Raw genomic sequence first — 22,628 nt, forward strand, 5'->3', positions numbered from 1 at the left:
TGCATGATGAATTCGCGCTTAGATCGATACTTTCCTCGTCCACGCTGGCATTCTATCAGTACGCGGATTACTTTGATTACGCTCCTTGTTTGCGTCCTTGGGTGGGTATTGCTCACATTTGCGAGTCTTCGTTTTCTCTCCGGTCAACTTGCAGAAAAAATGGGTTTGCAACAATTTTCTTCGGCAACATTAATTGCCGCGCAAGTTGATAGTCAGCTCAATTCTTTATTGAATCGTCTTGAAGGCGTGTCAGCTGACATAGGTGAAATTGGTTTGGATCAATCCTCCACCCTTCAAGCTACGCTAAATAATAATTCTCATCTTCTCGACCAATTTAGTGCTGGTGTATTTGTGATGAGTATGGATCAGCAGTTACTTGCATCACTTCAAAAAGATAACGATAAACGCTTGCCAATTCAAATTGTGGAGAGTATTGCATCGGTGTCGAGTCCGACTTTCAGCAAAGTGCTTGATCCTTTTGTCGATGAGCCCTCTGGAAGGATGATGACAGCGATTGTGATACCAATTCATAGCAAAGATGGTCAAGTCCTTGGCGTTGTGGCGGGGCTAATCAATCTTGATGCGCCGAGTATGTTTGACTATTTTTCGAACGTGCATTACGGGGAAACTGGCTACTATGTCTTGGTTGCGCCAAAGTCCCGACGCATTATCGCTACGACCGACCCAAAAAGAAGAATGGAGCAATTGCCCGCTTTGGGCGTGAACCCAGCAATCGATCAATTTGTTGACGGTGTAGAAGGCTCTCGTCAACTCATAAACCCGAAAGGTGAGCATGTGTTGAGCTCAATGAAAAGAGTCAATACTGCAGGCTGGCTGATCGTCGTTTCGACGCCAATTACAGAGGCCTTCTCCATCATCGGTCAGATCAAACAACGCGTTCTACTCTACTCTGCTTTCATTACGTTGATCACTGGCTCTTTTTTGCTATGGGTGATACGTAAACAACTAGAACCTTTGTCGCTTGCCAATGAGGTGGTGATCGCTCAGTCGCAGCATTTCAACACTAACATAGAAATACCCGTAATCAGTCAAGACGAAATCGGAAAATTGGTCACCGATTTTAACAACTTACTTACAATATTGCGTGAGCGCGATACCGCTTTGGTTTGGAGTGAAAAGCGCTTCCGGGCAATTTTTGATGCGGAGCCTGAATGTGTCAAGTTGGTGAAGGCAAATGGCAAGCTGCTCGACATGAATGCTGCTGGACTCAAGATGCTGGAAGCCGATTCAGTTGATCAAGTGAAAACCATTGGTTTGACCACATTTATTGCTGAAGAATATCGATCAAAATTTGCGACCTTGTTTGACGATGTCATCCACGGTAAAACCGGGTCCTTGATCTTTGAAGCGAAAGGCTTACAAGGTTCGCGTCGGTGGTTAGAAAGTCACGCGATTCCCTTTCAGAACCCCGAAGATGGCGAGAATATGATGTTGGCGGTGACCCGCGATATTACGCAACAAAAGCAGGCGCAAATGGATTTGCTGGAAAGCGAATTCAGGTGGAAGTTTGCTATTGAAGGCAGTGGAGATGGCTTGTGGGACTGGAATATCGCAGATAACTCCGTATATTTCAGTCGTCGTTGGAAGGAGATGCTAGGTTTTACTGAGGACGAGGTAAAAAATACTCTAGAAGAATGGTCGAGTCGCGTCCATCCTGAAGATATGAAAATGGTGACGCAAGATATGAGTTTGCATCTTGATGGCGAGACTGCTTTATACAGGAATATTCATAGGGTTTTGTGCAAGAGTGGTGAGTGGAAGTGGATACTGGACCGCGGTGTGGTCGTCGAGCGAGATGAAGGTGGCAAGGCAATTCGCATGATAGGCACGCACGCGGACATTTCCGAACAACGCGCTACGCAAGAGGCGCTTCAAGTTTCGCTAAAAGAAAAAGTTGGACTGCTTAATGAGGTACATCATCGCGTTAAAAACAACTTGCAAGTGATTACCAGCTTGCTACGACTGGAGTCGGGACGTAGCGACGATAGTGAAACGAAAAATGTTCTTAATGATATGCAGGCACGTATCCGTTCGATGGCATTGCTGCATGAGTCACTCTATCGTTCTGGGATTTTTGCTTCGGCTGATTTAGGCGCCTATCTGAGAGAACTTGCCACCCATGCATTTCGCGCGCAAGTCAATCGCACGGGCATACATCTGCATTTGGAATTGGAGACAGTCACAGTCAGTATGGATCAAGCAACGCCATGTGGTTTGATGGTCAATGAATTAATTTCGAATAGTCTCAAACATGCCTTTTCTGGACGGCCGGATGGAGAAATTCGTCTGACGTTGCAGCGTCTCGGCGTCGAGGGACAAGTGCGATTGCGCATTAGTGATAATGGCATCGGTATGCCAGACGATCTAGATATGCGCAGTGAACGATCTCTAGGCTTGCGATTGGTTAAGGATCTCGCTAGTCAAATGCAGGGTAAGCTGGAAACCTGCTACCAGCCAAACACCGTATTTACGGTGATGTTTATTCCAGACTTACCACAACCAACGACGACTATTAATGCGCCTAACTCGACGGTGCGACCAAGAGAATTTGTATGAAAATAATGAATTGGCAAAGTCTGTCGACGCGTTTGATGTTGACCTCGATGCTCATTATCGTTTCCTCGATTTGGGGGGTAGCGGTTTATGTTAGCAATATTGTGCAAGCGGACATGCTGCATTCTCTTGAGGCGCAGCAATTCTCCACTTTGACCGTACTTGCAGCGCAGATGGATGATGCGATTAAATTTCGCGCCCAGTCGATAGAAAAAGTCGCTGCGGCGATTACAGCAGACATGCTGCATGATCCACGAAAAATGCAGGCATATTTAGATTCGTCGGTCGTGCTTGACGTGATTTTTAATGCTGGTGCTTTCATAACGACTATCGATGGCGTTGTGAATGCTTCCGTTCCTACGTCCTTGAAACGCATCGGTGTGAGTTACGCGGATCGTGACTATTTTCTCGCTGCCATGGAGGGCAAGTCATCGATTAGTAAACCGATAATGGGCAAAGTTTTGGGCACACCTGTTTTTGTGATGGCAACCCCGATACGTGATGTTGAAGGAAAAGTCATCGGTGTATTGGGCGGTGTTACCAATCTCGCACAATCGAGTTTTCTCGACCCGATTTCACACCATAAGTACGGAAAGTCTGGAGACTATGCATTGATTACTCCTTTGCATAAGCTGGTGATCACTTCTACCGATCAACGCTTAATTATGCGTGCGGCCGATAATAGGCATCCTCTATTTTTGCGTTACCTGGACGCTTACGAGGGGTCTGGCTTGCTGGTCGATCAGTTTGGCGCCGAAATGTTAAGTTCCTCCAAGCGTATCCCTGCTGCAAATTGGATATTGATGGCGGAACTCCCAACCAAGGAGGCTTTTTCTTCAATCGAATTGATGAAAGAGCGGACGATCTGGGCTGCGGTTCTATTGAGTTTTATGGTAACTGGCTTAGTTTTTGTGATTATTCGACATCAACTCAAGCCCATGTTGGAGGCAACCAGCACGCTTGCGAGATTGCGTGTTGAGGATAGTTTTCCTGACGCTTTGGCCGAAACCAAAGATGATGAGATTGGCGCGTTGATAGGCGGGTTCAATCGTCTTTTACTCGCGTTGCGAGAACGTGATGCGAGTTTGCGTGTCAGTGAAGAAAATTTATCCATTACTCTCGAATCCATAGGCGACGCCGTGATTGCCACAGATGCGCGAGGCAACATTACGCGTATGAACAAAACCGCATGTCGACTAACGGCATGGACCTTAAGTGATGCGCAAGGTCAATCTTTAAGTACGGTGTTTAATATTATTAATGCCCAAACCCGTTTGCCTTGCGTCAATCCTGTGCAATTAGTGATGGAACACGGCAAGGTGGTCGGGTTGGCGAATCATACAGCTTTAATTTCACGCGACGGTAGTGAATATCAAATCTCCGATAGTGCGGCGCCAATACTTGATAACAAGGGCATGATTGTTGGCGTCGTGCTCGTGTTTAGTGATGTCACCGCCCAATATCAAGTCCAAGAAGACTTGCAAAGAACAGGAGAAATGTTACGTCAAACGGGGGAATTGGCAAAAGTCGGTGGCTGGCAATTGGATTTGCTCACCAAAGACTTAAGATGGACGCCAGAAACTTTCCGCATTGCTGAGGTGACACCCCCTAACGAACCCCCTCTTGAGGACGGAATTAATCTCTTTGCGCCAGAGGCCCAACCTGTCATCACTGACGCGCTGCAACAGACGATGACGACAGGCGAACCCTACGATCTGGAGTTGCCGATTATTACGGCTAATGGAAATCATAAATGGGTGCGCACCCAAGGGTTCGCCGTTTGGCACGATGAAAAAATCGTCAAATTACGCGGTACCTTTCAAGACATATCCGAACGTTATTTGGCGGATATCAAATTACGCGAAGTCGAACAGCGTTTTCGTGACTTAGTCGAATCCACCGATGGTATCGTGTGGGAGGCGGACGCGAAGACCTTCGCATTTAATTCCGTGAGTAAAAATGCAGAACGCATATTGGGTTTTCCTGTGAGCGATTGGTTAGTCCCGGGATTTTGGGTGAGTCGAGTCTACGAAGAAGATAGGGAATATGCGGTCAATTATTGCGCGGCTTGTACTGGTCGCTTGGAAAATCATGATTTTGAATATCGCTTCGTGGCGCGAGATGGGAACTTGATTTGGCTAAGAGACATCGTCAAAGTTGTGGCGGAAGAAGGCAAGCCGAAGTGGTTGCGCGGCCTGATGATCGACATTACAGCGAAAAAGAAAGAGCAAGACATACTTAGAGATACGCTGCGCGAGAAAACTTCATTATTAAATGAAGTTCACCACCGAGTGAAAAATAATCTACAGGTGATCACTAGTCTGCTTCGCCTGGAGTCTGGTCGTAGCAATCAGGAAAACACCAAGACAGTTTTGAATGAAATGCAGGGTCGGATTCGATCGATGGCTTTGTTGCATGAAACCTTGTATCGCTCTGGTATTTTTGCCTCGGCAGATTTGGCGCATTATCTAAAAGAGTTGGCCACGCAGGCATTTCGTTCTCATATCAATTCAAATGGTGGCGCGGTCAGACTCGAACTCGATTTGCATTCGGTTCACGTTAGTATGGACCAGGCAACACCTTGTGGCTTGATCGTCAATGAGCTCATTTCCAACTCTCTAAAACACGCATTTTCTGGTGAACTTGGTGGCGTGGTGAAACTTAGTTTATTGCCACAACCTGAAACTAAGTCCGTCTGCATCATGGTATCTGATGACGGCATAGGATTACCGAGCGATTTCGCTCAACGTCGGGAGCTGTCTTTGGGGTTGCAATTAGTCGATGATCTAGTGGCCCAAATCGGTGGCGTATTGAGTATAGAGACTGGTCATGGGTGTAAGTTTTCTATTAATTTTAATTGTGATGAATAAGACGACTATTGAAGTACGCGGTCAACAACGCGTTAGCGAAGTAATCTAAGGATGGTTATGATAAACATCGACGTGAACTTAAATAAAGCGACGAATAAACGCATCTTGTTGGTCGATGATGATCAGGCGCTTTGCAGCTTTATTGGCCTGCAGTTAGCGCGATTTGGTCATGACTTGATCGCAACTGCTGATAGTGGTGAAGACGCGATACTAATCGCTAGTCGAATTCACCCCGATCTTATTATTATGGACATTCATCTCAATGGCGAGATGGACGGGATTGCGGCCGCCAATGCGATTCATGCGGTTTCTGATATTCCTATCGTGTTTCTAACCGCCCTGTGCACGGATGATTTGCTACATCGCGCTAAAACCGCTGACACTTTCGCGTATGTTTTGAAGCCCATTAATGAGCGTGAATTGCGTGTTGTGATTGAAATGGCGTTCTATAAACACGAGGTGCAAGCCAAGTTAAAACGCAGTCAAAGTTTTAATCGATCTATTCTTAATTCTGTGAATGCCGAGATTGCAGTCATTGATGCAGATGGAGTAATTATTGCGGTCAACCGTGCCTGGAGAGATTTTGCAAACTGTGAATCTGCTTCGGCCTGTTCAGAGGAAATGATAGCTACAAATTATGGGGTCGGCACGAATTATTTAAGTGTCTGTCCATCGGAAAAGGGGGGCGGCGAAGGCGCTGAGAATAACGTCCGTAAAGGGATACAGTCCGTTTTAGACCGAAGCTTGTCGAGCTTTGATCTGGAGTATCCCTGCCATTCACCGCAGAAAAAACGTTGGTTTCACATGAGTGTAACACCGTTTGAAAACGGCGAAGGAGGGGCAGTTATTTCTCATATGGATATTAGCGCCAGAAAACAAGTTGAGGCAGATCTGCGTGTCGCATTACAAGAGAAAAATGTATTGATTAAAGAAGTTCATCATCGAGTAAAGAACAATCTGCAAGTAGTAACGAGTTTGTTGCGCCTTGAAGCAGCCCGAGCCCACAAGAATGAGGCTAAAACTGTTTTGGACAATATGCAAAACAGAATTCAAACTTTGGCTCTCATGCATGAATTTCTCTATCGACAAAGTCAATTTTCTTCTGTTGATTTGAGCTCGTACTTAAGAGAGTTGAGTGTGCTGAGCTTTCGCACTATGCATCAGGAAAAAGATATGGTGAGCTTGGCGTTTGATCTGAACGGCTTTCTTGTGACTATTGATCAGGCGACATGCTGTGGTCTGATTGTGAATGAATTGATCTCAAATAGTTTGAAGCACGCTTTTCCAGGTGGACGAACAGGACAGATCAGCGTGCGTTTGCGAACAACCGACATACAAGATCAATTGCTGCTGAGTGTCCACGATAATGGAGTGGGACTTTCCCCCGACTTTGCGGAAAAACGACAACACGCTTTGGGATTGGAATTGGTGACTAGTTTGGCGCAACAAATAGGGGGGGAATTGCAAATCGAGCAGAGTGTTGGACTATCGTTCTCGGTATGTTTTATAGCCTCATTGGATGTGCGTGAATTGCAGAGTGCCTGAGCCTTTGCGAGGCTGAATGGATTATTGATAGTCATGAGGATTGCGGTAAATAAATTTACTAAGCGAATAAGATGCCTAAAGAATTAATCTCAAAAGTAGATGCGGCTGGCGCGAGAATATTCATCGTTGAGGATGAGTCTATCGTCGCGCGCGATATTCGCCAGCAGCTGGAAAGCTTCGGCTATCAGGTTGTTGGGCACAGCCGGACTGCGGAACAGGCCTTAATTGAAATAGAGCAGGTCAAGCCGTCGCTGATTTTGATGGATATTATGTTGGGCGGCGCAATCGATGGGATTCAAGCTGCGACTATCATTCGTGCAGGCTTGGGACCACCTGTTGTGTTTGTCAGTGCATTTAATGCTGATGAAGTGATTGAGCGAGCGAAGTTAACTGAGCCTTACGGCTATATTATTAAACCATTTTCAGGCCGGGAACTGCGTACTACAGTGGAGATGGCATTATATAAATATCACACAGAAGCGTTACTTCGTGAACGAGAATTTCAACTAACGCAGACTTTTGAAACTTCTCCTATCTGTATGGCTTTGATCGCGATGGATGGGAATATTATCCGAGTAAATAATTCTTTATGTAATTTGTTAGGGCAGGACAAAATTGAGACGCACGAGATTGATGTTGATCAACTGTTTCCTAATAACTCTGAGGTCATCAAAGCTAATATGGTCTCATTGCAAGAGAGCGATAGGCCGACGATTCGATTTGAACTTTCTTTAAAGCACCAAAATGGTCTTATTGTGTGTTTGCAATGCTATCTTAATATCGTCAAGAATCGACAGAATACACCTATCCATTTTGTCCTGAAGTGCCAAGATATTTCTGAAAAAAAATACGCCGAAAATCAATTGATTAAATTCAGATCGGCCATAGAGCAAAGCACACAGCACATCTTCATCACCGATAAAGACGCAAAAATTGAGTATGTGAATGCGGCGATGCTAAAGGTTTATGGTTATACATCGGAAGAGATAGTCGGCCAGCATCCTCAAATGTTTAGTGCGGGGGAAGACAATGCAGATAGTTTTGCTGACATGTGGAGCAAGCTTGCGCAGACCGAGGTGTGGACTGGCGAGTTGAGTAATCAACGAAAAGACGGTAGTCAGTTGATCACAGCCGCCATCGTAAGCCCATTGCGTGCTGAAGACGGCCTTATTAGTCAGTATGTGTGGGTGCAAACCGATATTACGCAACAGCGCCAATTAAATGCGGAGCTCGATAAGCATCGTTATCGAATGGAAGAAATGGTGATGAGTCGCACTCGCGCCTTGGAGAAAGCGAGCGAGGTTGCTGAAGCAGCGAATAAGGCTAAGAGTGCGTTCATTGCGAACATGAGTCATGAAATTCGTACACCGATGAATGGTGTATTAGGAATGACTTACCTCGCGCTCAACGCTACTAACGATCCAAAGATTCGTGATTATCTTCAGAAGATCGAAATTTCGGGACAGCACTTGTTGCACATCGTTGATGACATCTTGGATTTTTCAAAAATAGAAGCGGGAAAGTTGGCATTAGAGTCGCTTGATTTTTCACTGGACTTACTGTTGGCCGAAATGAAAACGATGTTGGGTGGCAAGGTCGCTGGGCGCGATTTGACTTTGCGATTTGATATCGACGCAGCTGTACCCAAACAAGTCTGTGGAGACCCTTACCGACTAAAGCAGATCCTGCTTAATTACACCAATAATGCGATTAAATTTACTGAGCGAGGCGAGATCAATTTATTCGTTCGACTTCTCAATTGCACTGCAAGCGGTTGGTTACTGCGATTCGAAGTGGAGGACACAGGAATAGGCATGAGCAAGGATCAGCAAACAAAATTGTTCAAATCGTTCGAGCAAGTCGATAGTACGATGACCAGAAAGTATGGCGGTACCGGATTGGGCTTGGTCATTTGCAAAGAACTCGCTACCTTGATGGGAGGCGAAGTTGGTGTTTTGAGTACGCCAGGCATTGGAAGTACCTTCTGGTTCACTGCCCATCTTCAACACCCAAGTGAGACTAGATTGTCTGACCGAACGCCCGTCGATCGTCGCACGGCAGCCGCGCGCTTGAAACAGTTGAATCAAGAAAGGACGCCTTTGCGGATTTTAGTGGTCGAAGATAACGAGTTCAATTTGCAAATCGCGACTGAATTGCTGGAGGAGGTCGATTGCTGCGTTATCTGCGCCGAAAATGGGCAGGTCGCGGTTGATCTTTTAAGGCTTGAAATGGTCGATTGTGTGTTAATGGATATTCAAATGCCAGTCATGGGCGGCTTAGAGGCTAGTCGAATTTTACGTAGTGACGAACGCTTTTCCGCTCTGCCAATTATTGCTATTACAGCTAATGCGATGCATCAAGATAGATTGCAATGTTTGTCATCAGGCATGAGCGATTTTATTGCTAAGCCGTTCGCACCTGAACTCTTTTATGCAACCATCTTGCGATGGTTCGATAAAGATTTTTTAAATTCTCGCGCTAGTTTTGATGATGTGAAAGTTCAAGCTGAGTCATGCGGGGCCGGTGAGATGGCAGAGATGGATGATATTGATTTTTCTGTTCTGGCAGGACATTTTCCAACTGCACCGCAAAAAATATTGATTTATGCAGACAAGTTTGTGAACTCGGCGCGTAAAGGCTTGCTTGATCTTGAAGCGGCAAAAACTAGTCAAGACATGGAGCAAATGGCAGCTTTGGGTCACAGTTTGAAATCAAGCGCCAGGACGGTGGGGGCGAATGGTTTTGCCGACCTCTGCCACGCGTTGGAAGGACTGAAGGGTAGCCAAAAGAAAATTGAGGCGGAACGCATCGTTGATCAATTGCCTTTGATTCTGCGTCGTATTGAGCAGCAGGTTGATAGGTATAGGCAAAGTGTTTCGACTTAGAGTTGAGAAAACCTTGATCCAACTTTGGATAAGGAAAACGATTTTAAATAGAGGAGAGGTACGATATGGTGGGTGTCAATAGCGGGTCTTTTGCAGACAATGATTTTTGTGCTTTGGTGGTTGATGATGACGAATTTCAATTGGATTTCGTGGTCGATAAACTCAATGAACTTGGTATCAGTCAAATTACAACGGCGAATAGCGGGAGAGCCGCCTTAGAATGCTTGGACAAAATGTCGCGCAAACCGGATTTGTTGATCTGTGATTTACAAATGCCTGACATGGATGGTTTTGAGGTTATGGCCGCATTGGAGTCGCGCAAATTTTCTGGTGGGGTGATTTTGATGTCGGGTCAGGGCTCTCGTGTCTTGCATTCAGCTTCTCTGGTGGCGCAATTGGCGAGACAAGAGTTTCTAGGAACGATAGAGAAACCAATCACCAAAGAGGGATTGTACGCATACATAAAAAAAATGTGTGATCGATCTTAACAATAAAAAAAGCAATGTTCTATCCAATGTATTGGAGCAAAATCATGAAGGTGTTTATTCGTATTTATTGGGAGTATCTTGTTGCAGCAGCTATCGTGATCGCTGACGTGGTATTTTTAATCTCGCAACCAGCGGTATCCCCAAAGGCCTACTTCTGGGCCGGCCTGATTCCCTTAGTCGGCTTGATAAGCTATCTAGGTTTCGCGCTATTTCGAAGTCGTGCTGAGCTCGAAATATTGAAACAGGAAGTTGCCATAGTGAGAAACGACACTGAAGTCATCGACAAGGTGACCGATTTGCTAGGTGCTGTGCTGCCAGTTTGGAATTCGCATGTGAATTCAGTGAAATCCACTAGTGAAGATGCGGTAGGGCAATTGATCCAGAGTTTTGCGTCGATGGTCAACGAATTTGATCTGGCTGGATTTGGTGGTGTTGGTAATGTAGACCAATCCAAGTCTTCGGATGCGACCATCACGCTTTTACAGTTGTGCAAAAAAGAATTGGCGCCGGTGATTACTTCTTTATCCAAGATGATCGATAGTAAAGATGAGCTATTGGTTTGCATACGCGATATGGCGAAATCAACGGCAGACATGCATACGATGGCCAACGAAGTTCGTCAAATCGCAGCGCAAACAAATCTAGTTGCGCTCAATGCAGCGATTGAAGCAGCGCGGGTTGGAGACGCGGGGCGTGGATTCGCCGTTGTCGCGGAAGAGGTCAGACGTTTGTCGAAATCTTCAGCAGAGACTGGAAAAAATATCACGGAGAGGGTCGCACAAATTAGAGAAGTGGTTAAGCAAGCCTTGTCTGCTGCTGATCGTGCTACGATCAATGACAAGAAGGTTTTGGAAATTTCTGGTGCGGTAGTTGGCGATGTGTTATCCCATGTAGAAACCATGGGTGATGCTGCAACTAAGATGCGAGAACACGGAAATGTAATTCGTAATGATGTTGAGAATTTGCTAGTCAGTCTGCAATTCCAGGATAGGATTAGTCAAGTGCTTCAAGTGGTTAGTGCCGACATCCAAAGGATGCAAGAAACCATAAATCAAATTAGTGGTGGTGCTTTGCCAGACACTGCGTTGTGGATGAGTGAGCTGCAATCTACCTACACCATGACGGATGAATTACGTAGTCATGGAGATCCAAACCTCGCAATCGAGAAAGATAATACAGAAATAACATTCTTCTAATTTTTTATTGTTGGCATGATTAATGTATGTGTAAGCAGTTTCTCGGCATGCTGAATAGTTTTTTTGTAGTCGTTGCGATGACAGGGTCTGATTTTAATTCGACTTAGTCTATTTACTTTGAAAGTACAGTAATGACACCAAAGTCTACACATTACATCACTTCACGCAACCTAAGATTGTCGATGATCTTTATCGCTATTCTGGTGATTTCCTACGGCGTTGTGTTCTCCGTGAACTCATGGAATGAGGAGAAGCACCATCGCATGAGTGAACTGCGGACGATAGTAGAATTAGGTGAAAAGTCGATCGACTCCTTTTTTTTGCAACTAGAGTCCGATCTTCGATTGCTGGGGCGTGATTGGGAGGCTGGTGATGTGAATGTCTCTCCTGCGCAGCATTCAGAGCGGATACAACGATTAAGATACTTTAAACAGCTCCACCCCGAGTTGACCAATGTCGCGATCATCAGTGTCGATGGAAAATTTTTGGACGTCGTAGTTGCGCCAAAAGATAAGCCACTTCCCAGCTTGGCTGGAACTGAGACTTGGAATCTGTTTTTGGAAGAAGTGCGTCCGCAAGCGCAAACCATATTAGGTCGTCCTACGCTTAGCCCGATTACGGGAGAGTGGATACTGCCGATGCGACATATGGTTTATGGTAAGAGGCAGGAGCCCGTTGTGGTCGTGGCAGCGACTTTTAACGTTGAGATGTTACACAAGTTTTGGAAAGGTGCACCGGTCGTTGAAGTGGCAAGCATAGGCTTGCTGCGTGATGACGGTTATTTATATAGCCGTTTTCCTAATCCTAAAACGGTCACCATCGCTGATGTGTACGGAAAACCAAGATCGGGAGCACTGATCAATCATTTGAAAGAAAATGCTTTTCCCAAAGAGGGTGAGCTTGCGGGGGAAAGTAGCTTGAACGGCCCCAGACAATTTATTTCATTTCGTCGACTTAGTCATTTTCCTGTGACGCTATTTGTCAACCTACCTCAAGCCCTCGTGTGGAGTGACTGGTGGAATAGAACAAAATTTTCATTGTTAATTACCCTTCTCTTCTTTTTTATTGGCACCTTGACGTATGTGGTGTCCCAAAAAAGACAGATTCTGTGGCAAGCCGAGCGAGAGCGTTTAGATCGATTGAAATCAGAATTTATTTCGATGGTTAGTCATGAGTTAAGAACGCCGGTGACATCAATACGTGGATCGCTCGGCTTGCTCGATGCTGGCGTGTTAGGTGAATTTCCGCCTCCTGCTGCCAAGCTTGTCAGTGTCGCGCATCGCAATAGTCAACGCTTGGGTATATTGATTAACGATATTCTCGATATGGAAAAATTGATGCTTGGGAATGTGACGCTGAACATTGAATCCCTAGATTTTTCTACGTGTGTACAATCCGCAATCGAGGCGAATATCGGTTATGCCAATAGCTTTTCGGTCAGTTTTGAATTCACACCACCAGACGAAGAAATTCGTGTGCTTGCCGATCCAAACCGGCTAATGCAAGTGCTATCGAACTTGTTGTCGAATGCAGCGAAGTTTTCTCCAGCTGGCGCCAAGGTGGACATTCGTTTGCGCGCTTTACCGCATTTTCCAAGAAGATATAGATTAGAGATTCAAGATGTGGGTAAAGGTATTTCTGAGAGTTTCCGCGAACGAATTTTCTCACCTTTTGCTCAGGAAAATGCTGGCGATACTCGCAGTCAAGGGGGAACAGGTTTGGGTTTGAATATCAGTAAAACCCTGATCGAGAAAATGCAGGGCGAAATTGGCTTTGAAAGTGAAGAGGGACATGGTTCGACTTTTTGGATTGTTTTGAATAAGGCCTAGATGACAAATTGCGATGGCGTGTCAACTGAGAGATGATGCTTTTTTTGATTCACTACGACAAATTTTTCGCTTGAATTTTTTAAAGTAGGGCGGATGAAATGCAGCAATACGGCAAAATCGAAATTGCTTCTTCCTGAAAAAAAGTCGGCGAGATCCAATTTAGAAGCGTGTGCTTAAATCAACTAGCCAGTTCGGCATATGACTTGTCATAAGAGTTTCCAACGATTTGTCAAAACCTGTGATGACTAAAGCGCCTACGAAAATCAAACCCATGCCCATCACTTGCTTGCCGCGATGCCCCATTATTGCCATCGATTTGCGTTTGTTGCCGATTGCTGCACGCGAGCCATAGGCCAGTACGCTCATAGGCAAGGCGGCACCAAGTCCAAACATGAACATAATCATTACGGCATGACCGATATGCTTGCCATTCGCCGCCATCGTGATCGCTACGCCTAAGGTGGGGCCCACGCAAGGTGTCCACACTATGCCCAACATCATGCCAAGTAGGCCCTGCGTTAAAGTGCTGTCCGCTTTGAAATCAGCGAGTTTGTTATTCGCAACGTCGGACAGCGGCGTTATTAATTTCACGAATGCCTGTTGCAGTCCGGGTAGTAAAAACATCGCACCGAAAATGATCATGAGTACCGCACTACCAATTCTCACATACTGGGTATGCTCTATGCTATTGCCAAATATCGCCAGTGCACTGCCGATTACCGTGTAAGACAGTACCACGCCAGAAAGTAGAGCTAGCGGCGCCCAACGCGTTGTTTGTAAGGCGCTGGACATCACGATAGGAACAATCGGCAGTACGCAAGGCGACAAGGTCGATAAGGCGCCAGCCAACATAGCGAATAGCAAAGAGATCATAAGTATTGGTGTCGTTGCGTTGTGATTACAAGGATTTGCGGATGAGTTGGCGGATCTGATCTCTATCGGTGATGCCTGCCGTACGATCAATTTCTAGCGCGCCTTTGGAAGCTATCAGCGTTGATTGATGCTTTACCCCTAGTTGCTCAACGAGGCCTTTGTCGGTATCAAAGTCAATTTTGAAAACGATCACGTTCTTAAATTCCGGTTCTTTCATCAACTCTTCAATCACCACATTTTGTTTAGCGCACACTGGACACCAGCTGGCGTGTACGTGCATGATGATAGGTTTTTTTGCGGTCGCAGCTTGTTTGTAAGCGTCCATATTGGCTGGAATGATTTCACCTGCACTGGCTGTGCCTGCTGTCAGCCCAGCGACTAATAGCGATGCGGATAACAATAAGGTAGTGAAAGTACGACGACGGCTTGAAGCGTGATTGGATTTGAACATGGTGAGTAACTTTCTAAAGAGTTGAAAAATTCCGCCTGACGGTAGAGACAATGAGCGGGTTTGAGATTGACTGTGTACCAGTTGGTGAAAAGTGCACTCTCAACATACAAGAGTCATCAAAACCACAAAAGGGTTCAGCAAGTCGCGCGATTTTTGGAAAATTTTTTGCGTAGTGGTGATTGGCGTTAAGTGACTTGATGGCAATTTGCTTGATGGTCAGCCAATTTTTATCTGCTTATATTTTAAGCCCGCGTTTTCCATTGGCTTTTTAGGTCATGGATGCACTTTTCGAGGCAGTTTTGGCTTGAATGGGGAACTCATGGCAAGCATGTGCGACGAAGAGGGTCAAGGATCAAAGCAAGGTGACTCTTGATGTACTTCTGACGATTGTGGACTGTGACGTCAGCGTTACTACCTGGCGTGGATTAGCTATTGGCAACCGATGTTATTGTGAGCAGAATTTCTTCTACACCTTGTTGTAATGAAGGATTCAGTCAAGGTACCGTTACTTGATGAAGTTTCGCTAAAAGATCTAGCTTTCCCGTACTTTTTAATTGTTCAAAAGTTCCGTCATGGCGTTCACGGAGTTGATCGCAGATGGGCGACTTACAATAGGCCAGATAGCCGTCGATGACAGTAATTTCGGGATTTATGACCTTGATATCCTTGGTAATTCCCAAAGTTTTTGCGAGTGCATCCGTGTTACGGACGTTGCTTGCAAGGTAGTCGACCCGATTGGCTATGAGCATATTTAAGCCATTTGTCAGCGAGTTGGCTAATTCTAATTTGAGTTTGGGACGCATATTCTCGAATTCTGTTCCATAGACCCAACCATTAATGGTGCCGACTTTGGCCTCAAGTAAGCCTGTTAAGTTGCCATTCCAGGTGAAAATAGAATTAGCCCTGACATAAAACGTCATCACATCGCGGTAAAAAGCGCGTTTGGCAAAAGAGAATCGCAATTCACGTTCAGGCGTTTTGTAAGGCCCAATCAAGATGTGAGCCTGACCGTTTTCAACCATCCATTGCGCCCGACTCCATGGATATATTTCGAACTTAACGGTATCGCCATTTTGTTTGGCGAGTTCTTGAATAATGCTGACACCTAGCCCTGAGAAGTTCCCCGTTGCAGAGCGCTCAAATATATTGGCAAACTCAGCTCCAACCACTAGGATTTCGCCAGCGCGGACAATTGAAGGTGTAGCAGTGAAAAGACAAAAAAATAGAGGACAAAGTAAGCCAAGTAACTTCATAAAATTTCCAGTTCAAACCTGTTGAAATCTGTCAATAGAATATGCGTCAATTGAGCCATTATAGAACCATAAAATATTCGAAGGTAGACAAAATTAGTAGATGTTTGCAGTCTCTTAAGCCGTGTAGCCTCGATACGATCGATGTGGCGTTTACTAGCCAAGTGCGCCTTAGCGATGTCGTGTACCCTTTCGGTGGCAAAAGATTGACCTTACCAACACCTCTACCGGATGGCATCCAACTAAGCAGATCCAAATTTCACCGTGATCCTTCGTTGCGAGAAGAATTTTGAATATGTAGAGCTAGCTGTAAGTCGCTTCATAGCGGAGCGATGAAAGTCTTAATGAATTTTGCAAGCGGCTAAGGTGGAAATAACAAATAAAGTTAGACCTACTTTTGAAACTCGTTTAAATTGGGACGACCTTAACAAGCCAAATAGGCCCATTGCGAGGTGAAGTGAGGACAGGTTCTCGGAGTCAAAAACAAACGCAAGCGTAAATGGAAGCTTTGTTGCTAGTTGTTTCTTCTAAACTGAGTACGCTTATTGTCAAAGCAATCGTAGAAATTTATAGCGACAAAATGCAGACAGAACAGACTTTTCGCGACATCAAAATCATCGTTGGGGACATGGATTGTCGCATAGTCAAACACGTGCGCCAAATCGTTTGGCGAGTCCACTCTTGATTGGTGCTTTTGCCTGCGATGCGCTTTGCTTGATTGCACTGGCTGTAAGAGAATGTGGCTACCGTGTAGAATTCGACAGTAAAAAAAGCAGTGCATGCGTTATCACTTAAATCGCTGGCACGTTGGTGGTACGAAGAGAAATTATTAGTTGTTTTTTTTCAGCGACAGATTGATAGGGCACATATTTTATTGCGATCAATGGCGTTAGTTGTTTAAATATGAGGTGAAACTCAGATGCTGACCCTTTTGCTTGGTTTGCTTGGTTTGCTTGGTTTGCTTGTATCGTTGGCTCTACTGTGCCATATTGAGCAAGCTATCCGTCCGGCGCCCTCCTAAGAAAGAACTTAAGGGGCAGCTCATAACAAACAATCTGTTCACCAATGATCGCAGTACCGACTTCCTTCCGCTCCACTTGAGTATGCAATATCACATCTTTCCACCGCACCCCCAGCTGAACAAGTTAATCATGCATTTGATCGCTGTGGAACTATCCGAGTCTGCACCCCGTGCATCCTATTTTCCGGCCAGTCTCTGTCCTTCACTCATGCTATTTCTACGTGGTAGTGCACAGGTAGAGCAGCCTGATGGCAGTTTTTTAACCTTGCCAAGAGTGGTCTTAAACGGCCCCTTTATTCGCCCCACGCATTGGATTTCATCCCCTGATGCTTACTCGATTTCTGTACAGTTTCGGCCTGGCATGTTGCATCAAGCAATAGGGGTGTATCCTGAAACGTTATTGTCTAGCTCGGTTTCTCTCTACGATGTCGTTGATTCCGCACGCATTGACGCTCTGCTCGCTGCCATCGATGCGCAAAGAGATCAGCCTGGTGCGGCTGCAGGTACGGTAAGCGAATATACGGCAATGCTCCAGAACTTTTTGTTGGACATTCTCGATCACAAAAAGAAACAAGGCATGGGCGCTGCTTTTTTGGCTGCCCACCAACAAATGTTTATGCCACTCATCGATTTATCGCTTCACTTTGGTGTCGGTGAACGCCAGCTAGAACGCAGGGTGCGAGAATCTTTCGGCGTCAATTTACGGGACACGCGCAGAATTGTCCGGTTTGGCTGGTCGCTACTGCGTATCATAGGTTCGCCGGTTACCTGGGGTGACTTAACCCAGATCGCGCACGACTCGGATTATTATGATCAGGCGCATATGCATAAAGAGTATCTCGAGTTTACCGGATTTTCTCCCACCAGCTTGCTGCAAAAAATCGCCAGCAATGATCCCGCCTTCTGGATCTATCGTCTTAGCCAAAGCGATACCAAGAAACTGTTTTTGCCAGTGTGATGTCGGATCAGTACAAATTTGACAGATAGGTACAAGTATCGCGTTCTGAAGTGTTTTAGAATCGCTGCCAATTTAACCGATATCAGAGAGATAAACATGAAAAAGCATTGGATAGGTAGTTGGATAATTGGCGTTTCGATTTTGCATACCGCGTTCGCCCTCTTCGTTTTTCGTTCTACCCTTGCCGCTATTTTGCAGCGTGGCGTCTTCAATGTAGTCGGAACCGACCCTATGACGGCCGCCGTGGTTTGGTTCACACTTTTTGGTGCGGCCTTGTTTATCTGCGGCCTGGTGATTCAACAGCTGGAAAAAGCCACCTCAGGTAAGCTTGCTAAATCTATCGGTTGGAGCTTGCTGTTCATGTCTGTGATTGGTGTTATTTTAATGCCGGATTCGGGATTTTGGCTTATTTTTCCACCTGCCATTGTAGTACTAGTGAGGAAGCACTAAGGGCTCATTTCAAATTTTTGTTTTCTGAAACCACGAACAGTGTTGGCATTTCAGAACGCAAAGGCTATAGAAAAAAACCGTTCTAACCATGTCCACTATCATCATTCGCAGCTTAGGCATAGAAGACTCGGGGCCATTATTTAAATTTGAACTCGACAATAAAGTCTGGTTCGAAAGTCACGTGGCGCCGCGCCCACCAGATTTTTACTCCGTTCAGGGAGTCAACGGTCATATTGAGCAACTCTTGTCACGATATGAGGTCGGCACCTTCCATCCCAGCATCATTTTGAATCAAGCTGGAGAGGTACTAGGTCGTGCCAACTTGAAAGACATTGACCAACATCTTGGCGTCGCGGAAATTGGCTACCGTATTACACAACAAAGCATAGGCCAGGGTCTGGCTACCAAAGCTGTGCGCTACCTCATCGAGATCGCCTGCCAACGATGGCAGTTAAAGATGCTCAATGCGGTGGTAGCAGAAAACAATAAAGCTTCAATGCGCGTACTTGAAAAATGCGGGTTTGTCCGAAGTCAGCATGTTCCACAAATTGCCTCGGTGGGTGACCAGGTACTCGATGGCTATACTTTTCAATTGCGTCTCGATGACTTGAGATAAATCCTTAAGATAAATCCATACCGAGTGATAGCCAATACAAACCAGCCTTTGGATCTAAATTGTCGCAACAAAAGAGCACATTTCCGACTCATTCGCATGCCAAAATAGTATGTCAGTAAACCCTAGTAAAAGCGGTCATCGTTTGGCTACTGTTGATCCTTGTTCTGTCTGACGCGAAGGCACAGCTCGCCGATCGTAAAGCGATAAAAATGGCGCTTGAATTTGGAAGCGACACGTTTCAATCAGTCTAGCGTTACCCAAATCACTGTAGGGACTGAGATTCATTTTTAAGCCCTACCGAACACATTTCTTCGAGCAGCCATTGGTGCATATGAAGAAATGTGCAAGTCTTATTCTCGAAAGGATCCGGTGAGTTGCGGACCTATCGAAAAATCCACGACGCATAATCGAGTTCAGTACCGCAATCCGAATAAAAATTCTGCGCTCAAATGTCGGCTCAGTACCAATTTGACAGATGAGTACAATTGCTTCGTCTGCGAAAACTTTAGAATCTGAAGTATTAGTCGATCTCGGTAAAACCTGAGTTTAGTGAGGCACTTTCATGAACAGCTGAAATGTCAAAAATAAACTAAGCACTAGGGGCCAAGCGACACGATTTCTAAAGTCTGGAGAGCATTATGTATCCCGTTGTAATTAAGGGCGGCGGAAAAACCTATCATCTTGATACGGTCACCGTCCCTGCCTTGATCAATATCAATCTCACTATTCGCGCCAACTGTTTCACCGTCATCTCTGGCCCTTCCGGCAGCGGCAAGACCACCTTACTCAATATGATAGGCTGTATCGATAGGCCCGATCAGGGACAAGTCATCGTTGCTGGGCAGGATATCGCCACCATGTCGGATGATGCCTTATCAGATTTTCGCGCCCGGCATCTTGGTTTCATTTTCCAAAATTTTAATCTGCTACCAGTGTTGACGGCCTACGAGAATGTCGAATATCCACTACTGATGACGAAGATACCTGCCGCCCAACGGCGCGAGCGTGTAACCAGCTTACTTGATGCAGTGGGGCTGTCAGATCGTGCCCATAACCGGCCGGGTCAATTGTCTGGCGGCCAACGCCAACGTGTCGCCATCGCGCGGGCTCTTGCTACCTCGCCCAAGATCGTGCTGGCCGATGAACCAACCGCCAACCTCGATAGTCAGACCGGTGCAGCAATCATCAGCTTGATGCGCAAGATGCAGCGCGAACATCAAGTGTCGTTTGTGTTCTCTTCCCATGATCCGCAAGTACAGGCAGCGGCCGACGATACGATTTTTATTTGCGATGGACGTATCACCCACACAAAGACAAATGTGCCTGCAAATGCGCTGCCTGCGCAATCGCAAAACGCCTTCTCAACAAAACACGAAAACACGATGCAAGAGGTGACAGCATGAAAACTCTTTCAATGGCACTACGCAATTTGCTACGCAATCGCCGCCGCTCGCTCACCACACTGCTTGCCATGATCATCGGTCTGATCACCATACTGGTCTTCGGCGGTTATCGCGGCAACACTTTGTACTCCATGCAAACAGGCTATGTACAGTTGCACGGGCACCTACAGATCCAGCATGAAGACTACTTCCTCTACGGTAGTGGCAATCCTGCCGCGTATGGTATTTCTGATTATCAAACGATCATAGACGCCATCAAAAACGACGCCGAGTTAGCCGCCATGGTAACGGTGGTAACGCCAAAATTACAGCTAGGTGGAATTGCCGGCAATTTCGCCGCTGGCGTCTCTCACAATGTGTTTGGTAGCGGCATCGTGGTTGAGGAACAAAATCAAATGCGCTCATGGGACGATTATGACAGCGCAGCTTATAACCCCAAATTTGATCTGGCAGGCACGCCGCAGAACTCTGTGCTGATAGGTAATGGCGTGGCACGCATGTTACAGTTGTGTGCGCCGCTCAAAGTCCGTGATTGTCCGCAACCAAAGATAACAACACACGCTTCTAGTGTATCTAACTCCACCAGCAACGAGCACGACGCACCAAGCGACATTAACGCACTGTCCGATCTGGAACGGCATGCCGAGACCAAGAAAGCTACTACCAGCATAGAAATGCTAGCGGCAAGTTTGCACGGTGCGCCAAATGTCGCCGGTCTCAATGTCGTTAAAGCAGTCAACTGGGGCTTCAAGGAATACGACGACACCGTCGTGGTAATGCACCTCGCGCAGGCGCAAAAGCTCTTATTCGCTGGCGAGAAACCACAAGTGACCGCGATACAGATACAGCTAAAACACACGGCACAAATGCCGGCAGCGACAAAGCGCCTCGCCCACCTGCTCAACACCACATTCAAGGCAAGACCACTACGTGTCATCACATTTCAAGAACTAGCACCAGCCTATCAGCAAACCATAGAATTTTTCGATTCTATGTTTAGTTTCATTGCCACCTTAGTCGGTGTGATCGTGCTGTTCACGGTCGGTAATACTATGAGCATGGCGGTCGTGGAACGCACCACTGAAATCGGTACCTTGCGCGCCATCGGCCAGCGTCGTGGCGGTGTGCGCCAGCTATTTGTCATCGAGGGTGCGCTACTCGGCTTCACCGGCGCATTTCTCGGCGTATTGTGTGCCGTGCTGGTGTCATATCTGGTCAATCATTCTGGTCTGTCCTGGACACCGCCGAACTATGTCTACCCCTATCCCGTTAAGGTGCGCATCTGGGGTGACTTCCCCTTAATTATCTGCAGCGTGATTGGCATTATGTTAGTCGCGATTCTGTCTGCTTGGTGGCCTGCGCGCCGTGCTTCAAAAATGCTGATCGTCGACGCTTTGCGTCACGTCTAACACAGGAGAAAATGATGAACAATTTAGGTTTAACACTTAGATCACTCGGCACAGCGATCATGCTATTTGCTGCGACCGCGCTAGCACAAGCAGTAACACCCGATGCGCAAAGCATACTGGCAGCGAGCGATGCAGTACGCAATCCCGATTTTCCTTTCGGAGCGACCACCACGTTAATTGAATACCGCAATGGCAAACAGACAGACAGCAGCACGTTGGCGATCTATTCTAAGGTGGACGATAAGGGCGGACAATTCCGCAATTTAATCCGCTTTATGGCACCGGCGCGTGATGCCAATAAACTGATGTTAAAAAGCGGCAATGATCTATGGTTTTATGACCCGAGTAACAAGGCAAGCATGCGACTATCTCCCCAACAACGTCTGTTGGGGCAAGCGGCTAACGGCGATGTGGTCACGGTCAATTTTGCGAAAGACTATCAAGCCACATTGGCGGCTGAAGAAGACGTGCAAGATGGCGAACGCCAGATGCGACGCTGTTACAAGCTGAGTTTGGCCGCCATTTCGCCGGACGTAACTTATCACCACATTGAGCTTTGGATAGATACCGGCAATAATCGCCCGATCAAGGCGCGCTACTACACGGAAAGCGCGCGCTTACTCAAAACCGCGTATTTCCGTCACTACCAGAAACAGCTAGGCCAAGATCGCCCGACGGAGACAGTGATTATCGACGGCTTAGATCCAAGTTGGGTGACGGTGCTGCGCATGAGTGATTACGTCAAACGCGACGTACCGGAAGCCTGGCTGCAACGGGACTATTTACCGCGATTTAAGCCGGAGTAAGGTG

16 protein-coding genes are annotated in these 22,628 nt (G+C 46.3%); 13 read left to right on the top strand and 3 right to left on the bottom strand.

All coding sequences use genetic code 11. The annotated features are described in order from the left end of the window. Positions 1–3: 3 nt before the first annotated feature. From ACO0KZ_RS14710 to ACO0KZ_RS14740, 7 genes are all read left to right on the top strand, one after another. Positions 4–2,577, top strand: coding sequence for a histidine kinase dimerization/phosphoacceptor domain -containing protein (locus ACO0KZ_RS14710; protein WP_422996479.1), 2,574 nt, complete (start codon positions 4–6; stop codon positions 2,575–2,577). Then, positions 2,574–5,444, top strand: a complete 2,871-nt coding sequence (locus ACO0KZ_RS14715; protein ID WP_422996481.1) for a PAS domain S-box protein — start codon at positions 2,574–2,576, stop codon at positions 5,442–5,444. Before ACO0KZ_RS14710 ends, ACO0KZ_RS14715 begins: the two co-directional genes overlap by 4 nt. 57 nt (positions 5,445–5,501) lie before the next feature. Next, complete coding sequence (locus ACO0KZ_RS14720) at positions 5,502–6,989, top strand: sensor histidine kinase (RefSeq protein ID WP_422996483.1); 1,488 nt, start codon at positions 5,502–5,504, stop codon at positions 6,987–6,989. 71 nt (positions 6,990–7,060) lie between these two features. Further along, the gene (locus ACO0KZ_RS14725) at positions 7,061–9,874 is read left to right on the top strand and encodes a response regulator (protein WP_422996485.1); all 2,814 of its coding nucleotides are present in this window, start codon (positions 7,061–7,063) and stop codon (positions 9,872–9,874) included. 65 nt (positions 9,875–9,939) lie between these two features. After that, complete coding sequence (locus tag ACO0KZ_RS14730; RefSeq protein ID WP_422996487.1) at positions 9,940–10,362, top strand: response regulator; 423 nt, start codon at positions 9,940–9,942, stop codon at positions 10,360–10,362. 44 nt (positions 10,363–10,406) lie between these two features. Further along, positions 10,407–11,558, top strand: coding sequence for a methyl-accepting chemotaxis protein (locus tag ACO0KZ_RS14735; protein ID WP_422996489.1), 1,152 nt, complete (start codon positions 10,407–10,409; stop codon positions 11,556–11,558). 131 nt (positions 11,559–11,689) lie between these two features. After that, positions 11,690–13,387 carry an ATP-binding protein gene (locus ACO0KZ_RS14740; protein ID WP_422996491.1) on the top strand — a complete coding sequence of 566 codons (1,698 nt, stop codon included), beginning with the start codon at positions 11,690–11,692 and terminating at the stop codon, positions 13,385–13,387. Positions 13,388–13,546: 159 nt separating this feature from the next. Here the strand turns inward: ACO0KZ_RS14740 and ACO0KZ_RS14745 are convergent, their stop codons facing one another. The 3 genes from ACO0KZ_RS14745 to ACO0KZ_RS14755 all read right to left on the bottom strand — a co-directional run bounded on the left by ACO0KZ_RS14745 (position 13,547) and on the right by ACO0KZ_RS14755 (position 15,964). Next, on the bottom strand, positions 13,547–14,260 hold the full coding sequence (locus ACO0KZ_RS14745) for a cytochrome c biogenesis CcdA family protein (RefSeq protein WP_422996493.1): 714 nt from the start codon (positions 14,258–14,260) through the stop codon (positions 13,547–13,549). A 25-nt stretch (positions 14,261–14,285) separates the two neighbouring features. Further along, complete coding sequence (locus ACO0KZ_RS14750) at positions 14,286–14,711, bottom strand: thioredoxin family protein (RefSeq protein ID WP_422996495.1); 426 nt, start codon at positions 14,709–14,711, stop codon at positions 14,286–14,288. 494 nt (positions 14,712–15,205) lie between these two features. Further along, positions 15,206–15,964 (bottom strand): substrate-binding periplasmic protein, encoded by a 759-nt coding sequence (locus tag ACO0KZ_RS14755; protein WP_422996497.1) that lies wholly within the window; start codon positions 15,962–15,964, stop codon positions 15,206–15,208. A gap of 1,148 nt (positions 15,965–17,112) precedes the next feature. Between ACO0KZ_RS14755 and ACO0KZ_RS14760 the strand changes: the two genes are divergently transcribed. From ACO0KZ_RS14760 to ACO0KZ_RS14785, 6 genes are all read left to right on the top strand, one after another. Continuing rightward, complete coding sequence (locus ACO0KZ_RS14760) at positions 17,113–17,940, top strand: helix-turn-helix domain-containing protein (RefSeq protein ID WP_422996499.1); 828 nt, start codon at positions 17,113–17,115, stop codon at positions 17,938–17,940. 96 nt (positions 17,941–18,036) lie between these two features. Then, on the top strand, positions 18,037–18,390 hold the full coding sequence (locus tag ACO0KZ_RS14765; protein WP_422996501.1) for a DUF6463 family protein: 354 nt from the start codon (positions 18,037–18,039) through the stop codon (positions 18,388–18,390). A gap of 88 nt (positions 18,391–18,478) precedes the next feature. Then, positions 18,479–19,006, top strand: coding sequence for a GNAT family N-acetyltransferase (locus tag ACO0KZ_RS14770; protein ID WP_422996503.1), 528 nt, complete (start codon positions 18,479–18,481; stop codon positions 19,004–19,006). Between the two features lie 638 nt (positions 19,007–19,644). Continuing rightward, positions 19,645–20,409, top strand: a complete 765-nt coding sequence (locus ACO0KZ_RS14775) for an ABC transporter ATP-binding protein (protein ID WP_422996505.1) — start codon at positions 19,645–19,647, stop codon at positions 20,407–20,409. Next, positions 20,406–21,818: an ABC transporter permease gene (locus tag ACO0KZ_RS14780; RefSeq protein WP_422996507.1), complete on the top strand. Its 1,413-nt coding sequence runs from the start codon at positions 20,406–20,408 to the stop codon at positions 21,816–21,818. Before ACO0KZ_RS14775 ends, ACO0KZ_RS14780 begins: the two co-directional genes overlap by 4 nt. Before the next feature lie 59 nt (positions 21,819–21,877). Beyond that, positions 21,878–22,624 (top strand): outer membrane lipoprotein-sorting protein, encoded by a 747-nt coding sequence (locus ACO0KZ_RS14785; protein ID WP_422996656.1) that lies wholly within the window; start codon positions 21,878–21,880, stop codon positions 22,622–22,624. The last annotated feature ends 4 nt before the right edge of the window (positions 22,625–22,628 follow it).

It is taken from the genome of Undibacterium sp. Di24W (assembly GCF_049340325.1).
GTDB lineage: Bacteria > Pseudomonadota > Gammaproteobacteria > Burkholderiales > Burkholderiaceae_D > Undibacterium.

Excerpts from the sequence above, each read along its gene's own strand:
- ACO0KZ_RS14760 (WP_422996499.1), top strand. The coding sequence starts at position 17,113 with ATGCATTTGATCGCTGTGGAACTATCCGAGTCTGCACCCCGTGCATCC.
- ACO0KZ_RS14775 (WP_422996505.1), top strand. The coding sequence starts at position 19,645 with ATGTATCCCGTTGTAATTAAGGGCGGCGGAAAAACCTATCATCTTGAT.
- ACO0KZ_RS14780 (WP_422996507.1), top strand. The coding sequence starts at position 20,406 with ATGAAAACTCTTTCAATGGCACTACGCAATTTGCTACGCAATCGCCGC.
- ACO0KZ_RS14785 (WP_422996656.1), top strand. The coding sequence starts at position 21,878 with ATGCTATTTGCTGCGACCGCGCTAGCACAAGCAGTAACACCCGATGCG.
- ACO0KZ_RS14765 (WP_422996501.1), top strand. The coding sequence starts at position 18,037 with ATGAAAAAGCATTGGATAGGTAGTTGGATAATTGGCGTTTCGATTTTG.
- ACO0KZ_RS14720 (WP_422996483.1), top strand. The coding sequence starts at position 5,502 with ATGATAAACATCGACGTGAACTTAAATAAAGCGACGAATAAACGCATC.
- ACO0KZ_RS14710 (WP_422996479.1), top strand. The coding sequence starts at position 4 with ATGATGAATTCGCGCTTAGATCGATACTTTCCTCGTCCACGCTGGCAT.
- ACO0KZ_RS14740 (WP_422996491.1), top strand. The coding sequence starts at position 11,690 with ATGACACCAAAGTCTACACATTACATCACTTCACGCAACCTAAGATTG.
- ACO0KZ_RS14725 (WP_422996485.1), top strand. The coding sequence starts at position 7,061 with ATGCCTAAAGAATTAATCTCAAAAGTAGATGCGGCTGGCGCGAGAATA.
- ACO0KZ_RS14730 (WP_422996487.1), top strand. The coding sequence starts at position 9,940 with ATGGTGGGTGTCAATAGCGGGTCTTTTGCAGACAATGATTTTTGTGCT.
- ACO0KZ_RS14735 (WP_422996489.1), top strand. The coding sequence starts at position 10,407 with ATGAAGGTGTTTATTCGTATTTATTGGGAGTATCTTGTTGCAGCAGCT.
- ACO0KZ_RS14755 (WP_422996497.1), bottom strand. The coding sequence starts at position 15,964 with ATGAAGTTACTTGGCTTACTTTGTCCTCTATTTTTTTGTCTTTTCACT.
- ACO0KZ_RS14745 (WP_422996493.1), bottom strand. The coding sequence starts at position 14,260 with ATGATCTCTTTGCTATTCGCTATGTTGGCTGGCGCCTTATCGACCTTG.
- ACO0KZ_RS14715 (WP_422996481.1), top strand. The coding sequence starts at position 2,574 with ATGAAAATAATGAATTGGCAAAGTCTGTCGACGCGTTTGATGTTGACC.
- ACO0KZ_RS14770 (WP_422996503.1), top strand. The coding sequence starts at position 18,479 with ATGTCCACTATCATCATTCGCAGCTTAGGCATAGAAGACTCGGGGCCA.
- ACO0KZ_RS14750 (WP_422996495.1), bottom strand. The coding sequence starts at position 14,711 with ATGTTCAAATCCAATCACGCTTCAAGCCGTCGTCGTACTTTCACTACC.